At 39.4% G+C, this 1920-nt stretch carries 5 protein-coding genes; all 5 read left to right on the top strand.

The window, feature by feature from the left end; translation table 11 throughout:
* Positions 1 to 92 precede the first annotated feature (92 nt).
* The 5 genes from ACG9ZL_RS20845 (at position 93) to ACG9ZL_RS20825 (ending at position 1756) form a co-directional block, all read left to right on the top strand.
* Positions 93 to 413: a hypothetical protein gene (locus tag ACG9ZL_RS20845; protein WP_419361764.1), complete on the top strand. Its 321-nt coding sequence runs from the start codon at positions 93 to 95 to the stop codon at positions 411 to 413.
* The gene (locus ACG9ZL_RS20840; RefSeq protein WP_419361761.1) at positions 406 to 633 is read left to right on the top strand and encodes a hypothetical protein; all 228 of its coding nucleotides are present in this window, start codon (positions 406 to 408) and stop codon (positions 631 to 633) included. Before ACG9ZL_RS20845 ends, ACG9ZL_RS20840 begins: the two co-directional genes overlap by 8 nt.
* A gap of 89 nt (positions 634 to 722) precedes the next feature.
* Positions 723 to 1154, top strand: coding sequence for a RuvC family protein (locus ACG9ZL_RS20835; protein WP_419361758.1), 432 nt, complete (start codon positions 723 to 725; stop codon positions 1152 to 1154).
* Positions 1154 to 1297: a hypothetical protein gene (locus ACG9ZL_RS20830; RefSeq protein ID WP_419310683.1), complete on the top strand. Its 144-nt coding sequence runs from the start codon at positions 1154 to 1156 to the stop codon at positions 1295 to 1297. The genes ACG9ZL_RS20835 and ACG9ZL_RS20830 overlap by 1 nt, the downstream gene beginning before the upstream one ends.
* 9 nt (positions 1298 to 1306) lie before the next feature.
* On the top strand, positions 1307 to 1756 hold the full coding sequence (locus tag ACG9ZL_RS20825) for a hypothetical protein (protein WP_419361755.1): 450 nt from the start codon (positions 1307 to 1309) through the stop codon (positions 1754 to 1756).
* The last annotated feature ends 164 nt before the right edge of the window (positions 1757 to 1920 follow it).

Raw genomic sequence — 1920 nt, 5'->3', positions numbered from 1 at the left:
AATGGCTCAGAGATCGCTTGGTGAAGGTGAGTATTTAGGGACCTATGAATTAAAACAAAATATACCTGAAGCCATTTTGGAGGCAGAACGTCATGGATAAGTTTGAGGAAGCTATTTGTGGACATAATCCACTCTACAAAGAGGGTTTGCAGGATAAATATTATCAGGGTGCAAAATGGGCATGGCAATCCCGACAGGCTGAGGTTGATGAATACAAGATGGTTAGCGAATCAATCGAAGACCTGTATTTACTTGAACGTAAAAAAGTTAAAGCAGTTGAGCAGGTATTGATTGATCTAAAAGAATCAATGACCAACTTTAAAGAAATGGATCTGTACGACAAAGGTGTTCGAGTTGTAACGGATTACATTATTCGAGATTTGGAAAAAGCCTTACGAGGTGCGCATGAGTGATTATCTAAACATGACACTTAAAGAACTTCAGCAAGAACATGCAGAGTTGCTTTTATTTAATGAAGAGTTAGATCGTCGCTGTAAACACCACGAAAAACAGGCAAGGAAATATCAATTTAAATGCTGGTCGATTTCAAGTCTGTTTATTGTGCCAAAGGATGATCACGAAATGACAATCAAGGCCATTAAGACAATTTTGGAAAGGGTTGGTGAAGCATGAATAGTGAATCGATTTCATATATCTGTTTGACTATCTTGCTTTTGGCTTGGTGGTTTAAAGAGCCATTAACCAAATTGATTGGGGGTTAAATGCAAATTCCTAAACCCCTCATCATCGGCATTGATCCAGACTTAGAAAAATCGGGAGTGGCTGTCTTAGGACAGTCATTCGAGCTGAAGAATTTAACCTTTGCTGAAACTGTTGAGCTATTCCGCAGTCACCAGGATCAGATCAAGAAAGTGGTGATCGAGGCAGGGTGGATGAATAAAAAATCAAATCTACATAGTCGTATTGGTCAATCTAAGCGTGCAGGAGAGCGAATTGCCAAGAATGTAGGTGAGAACCATGCGACAGGAAAATTACTCGTAGAAATGGCTGAATCATTGGGCTTGGCGGTGGTGTTGGTAAGACCAACTAAAACCAAAAAGAATTCAGAAGAATTTAATCGCATCACTGGCTGGCAAGGTCGAACGAATCAAGAACAGCGTGATGCAGGTATGTTGATTTGGGGGATGGGTTAATGCAATGGATCTTAGCTTTCTTCCTGTTCATTTTCATGATGGGCGTAAAAATTCATGATGGTGCAGTACTGGATTTGGTTTTCTTTATCGTTGTAGTGGGCATGTTTTTAGCAGCAATAGTGGCAGTAAGAGTATTAGGTTAAGGGGCAATTATGAACGCAGTAGCAAATAGAAAACATTTCTCAGTTGCAATTAACTGGGCAGAAAATCCAATTGAGTGGCACTTAGAGCAATATGGTTCTTGGCTACTGCTTGATGAAAACTATGTGAGCTTGGGCGCCTCAAGTGTCTTAGGTCATTTGATTGATACAGCGAATGGGGTGTGCGTTGATAAGCGAGAGAGAGTTGCGCCACGTTGTAAGATTAATGACGCTCATGCAGATGCGGTAAGCGATATGCTGGTGACCTTAATGAAAAATGAGAATAACAAGGTTCAAAGATGGCTTAAGGTTGTAATCATGTTTTATGTTGAATTTAAGACAGAAAAGACTATTGCTAGAAATCTTGATATATCTGAATTTTCGGTTGCTAGAGATAAAATGCTAGAGGTAGTTAGATTAGCAACAAAGTATAAATTCAGAAGTCGCATCATAGGGGCTTGAAAGTCAGGGTTTACTTTGATATATTTCTGTTATAGTGGACGAAGTTATGGTAATCCACTAGATATGAAGCTCACAGAAATGTGGGCTTTTTTGTTGTCTGTTAAAAGACAACCAATATATCCAATGTGATTTCGTCACACATTGAGTTAGCCTCAGAGCCTCAA

It is taken from the genome of Acinetobacter legionensis, assembly GCF_048551735.1.
In the GTDB taxonomy this organism is placed as follows: domain Bacteria; phylum Pseudomonadota; class Gammaproteobacteria; order Pseudomonadales; family Moraxellaceae; genus Acinetobacter.
Note: the sequence above shows the minus strand (reverse complement) of the source record. Positions and strands in the feature narration are given on the sequence as shown.